Source organism: Dietzia sp. B19 (genome assembly GCF_014145155.1).
Taxonomy (GTDB): domain Bacteria; phylum Actinomycetota; class Actinomycetes; order Mycobacteriales; family Mycobacteriaceae; genus Dietzia; species Dietzia natronolimnaea.
In genome coordinates, this window is record NZ_JAALED010000330.1 from 3463 (window position 1) to 5957 (window position 2495).

Annotated in this window: 4 protein-coding genes; 1 reads left to right on the forward strand and 3 read right to left on the reverse strand. The window is 70.9% G+C overall.

Annotated elements, in window-relative coordinates:
- Positions 1-73 precede the first annotated feature (73 nt).
- Positions 74-685: a L,D-transpeptidase gene (locus tag G6020_RS10050; protein ID WP_182610522.1), complete on the forward strand. Its 612-nt coding sequence runs from the start codon at positions 74-76 to the stop codon at positions 683-685.
- Positions 686-689: 4 nt separating this feature from the next.
- Here G6020_RS10050 and G6020_RS10055 read toward each other — a convergent pair whose 3' ends face one another.
- The 3 genes from G6020_RS10055 to G6020_RS10065 all read right to left on the reverse strand — a co-directional run.
- Positions 690-1244: a hypothetical protein gene (locus G6020_RS10055; RefSeq protein WP_182610523.1), complete on the reverse strand. Its 555-nt coding sequence runs from the start codon at positions 1242-1244 to the stop codon at positions 690-692.
- Between the two features lie 140 nt (positions 1245-1384).
- Complete coding sequence (locus G6020_RS10060; protein WP_182610524.1) at positions 1385-1915, reverse strand: hypothetical protein; 531 nt, start codon at positions 1913-1915, stop codon at positions 1385-1387.
- A 112-nt stretch (positions 1916-2027) separates the two neighbouring features.
- A partial coding sequence (locus G6020_RS10065; protein ID WP_277815265.1) for an ATP-dependent helicase C-terminal domain-containing protein occupies positions 2028-2495 on the reverse strand: 468 nt, incomplete at its 5' end.

A 2495-nucleotide genomic window follows, 5' to 3' on the forward strand; every position in this document is an offset into this window, starting at 1 on the left:
AGCGCCCGGGTCGAGACCGGACCGTGACAGCGAGTCGCCCGTCCGGGTGACGTGCCCCGGACATAATCACGGCATGAGAAGAATCCCCTCACGAGTGTTGGTCGGCGCGGTGGCGGCGTTGCTGGTCGCAGGGACCAGCACCTCCGCCGCCTCGGCCCAGGTGTCGCTACCGCCGGAGGCCCAGCAGGTGCTCGATCAGGCCCTGGCGGGATCCGTACAGGCGGACGCGGACCTGCGCACCGCCGCCGGCGGCTGGCTGGAGTCGGCGGGGATCACTCCTCCGCCCGGGTTCGTGCCCCCTCCGGCCGCGCCCCCGCCGCCGCCGGACCCCACCCCGCAGAGCCCGTGTCCGCGTACGGCCGCCGCGTGCGTCGACCTCGACGGGAACCGGACCTGGCTGCAGTCGGGGGAGCGGCTGAGCTACGGGCCGGTACGGATGTCGCACGGAAGGGTCGGTTGGGAGACCCCTCGCGGGACGTTCCAGGTCACCCGGAAGGTGCGCCACGAGGTCAGCCGTCTGTTCGACGACGCCCCGATGCCGTACTCGGTGTACTTCGTGGGAGGGATCGCCTTCCACGAGGGCGATCCGGCCTACGAGTCGCACGGGTGTATCCGGATGGACCGGCCCGCCGCGGCGACTTATTTCGAGAGGCTGCAGGTCGGGGACACCGTGGTGGTGTTCTGACGCCTCACGAGCCGGTGAACATGCGGGCCTCGGCGCGGTCTGGGAGAAGGTACTCGGCGGACTTGGCCGCCAACGCCGATCCGATGATCACGAGGATGAATCCGATCGCCGCGACGAACGGACCGTAGGTGACCGAGGTGCCGTCCGGCAGGCCCGCCAGCATCGGATCCGAGGTGTCGGTCGAGTTGAACAGGACCCAGACGAAGATGAGGTGGGCGATCAACACGAGGGACGCGAGTACCGCGTTGGCGGCCGCGAAGAATCCCAACCGGGTGAACAGCGTGACCGCCACCAGGACCGACAGCACGAGAAGCCCCAGGAAGTTCAGGGGCGCCATCGCGCGCAGGTCCAGGATCTCGGTGAGGTCGAGCGCGCTGATCCCTCCGCCGGTCCCGGTGCTCAACCAGGGGAGGTACAGACTGAGCAGGGCGAGCGCCAGCCCCACTACGGCGATCAGGCCGCCGACGCGGTTTCGCAGGTGCGGGATGATCTTGCCGCCGGTCGGGGTGCTCGCCGACGACGGCGAGGTGCGGGTGACGGGCGTTGTCTGTGCGGCCATGGCGGGTGCCCTTAATCGGACCGGAACCTGTGAAGTGAGGTAAGTCACATAATAGGCGGGGTGTCCGGGTTCTGCCACAACGGTGCGTTCCGGCCGGACGGTGCGGTGGCGGACTGTGACCGCCGGACCGGGCCCGCCCGTCACGTCACGGGATCGACCGGATAGCGAGCGGACCGGGCGGCCCAGGCCGACCCCGCCGACACCATCACGAACCCGAACGCGGCCACATAGGGCCCGGAGGTCACCGTGGCGTTCGCGGGCAGGCCCGAGAGTGCCGGCTCCGTCGACCCCGTGGACAGGATCAGGGTCCAGACAAAGGCGAGGTGTCCCACCAGGACCCCGATCGCCACCACCGCCGCCGCGACGGCGAACGACCCCAGGCGGGTGAGCGCGGTGACGGCCACGAGCAGGGCCAGGACAAGTAGTCCGACGAACAACACCGGTGCGACGCTGCGGACGTCGATGAGCTCGGTGATCCCCAGGGCCGAGATCCGCTCGTCCGCGCCCGTGGCCAGCCACGGCAGGTAGAGGCTGAGTAGCGCCAGCGCCAGACCGGCGGACGTCACGAGCGCCCCGATCCGGTTCCGGACGCGCGGGATCCGCTTGGTCCGTGCGGGGGTCCTGGTCGGGAGGGGGACCCGGTGGGGTGCGGGTGGGGTGTACGCGGGCATGGCGATCACGCTCCGGGCGGGGTCGACGGACGCGGGTGCGGTTGCTCACATCGTAGGAGGCGGGCCGCTCCGGAGCATTGCGGCAGGGCGGTTCGTTATGGTAACGGGATCCTCAATGTCGACGGTTGGTCCGACGAGTGGGTTCGGCGCCCATCGGGTCCTCCGGCCACGGGTGCCGGGGATAGCGGCCCCGCATCTCCGCCCGTACACCGGGATAGGCCTCGCGCCAGAAGAACTCCAGGTCGCGGGTCACGGCGAGTGGCCGTCCGGCGGGGGAGAGCAGATGGACGGTCACGGGGACCCGCCCGTCGCAGATCCGGGGTGAGGCGGTCCACCCGAAGCACTCCTGCAGCTTGACCGCCAGCACCGGTGCGGCGTCGGATCCGGGTTCCGGGTAGTCCACGCGGTATGACGACGAGCTGGGCACCTGCAGGCGGTCGGGCACCAGATCGTCGAACCGGGCCGCCTCCGGCCACGGGAGCAGTCGCCGCAGCGCGGGGCCGATGCCTCGTCCCGCCAGCTTCCCGCCGCGCGCGAGGGCGTCGACCTCAGGCCCGAGCCACTCGCTGAGCCTGTCCGC

Bases quoted from the DNA above. Each gene is read 5' to 3' on its own strand.
- G6020_RS10060 (WP_182610524.1), bottom strand. From the start codon at position 1,915: ATGCCCGCGTACACCCCACCCGCACCCCACCGGGTCCCCCTCCCGACC.
- G6020_RS10050 (WP_182610522.1), top strand. From the start codon at position 74: ATGAGAAGAATCCCCTCACGAGTGTTGGTCGGCGCGGTGGCGGCGTTG.
- G6020_RS10055 (WP_182610523.1), bottom strand. From the start codon at position 1,244: ATGGCCGCACAGACAACGCCCGTCACCCGCACCTCGCCGTCGTCGGCG.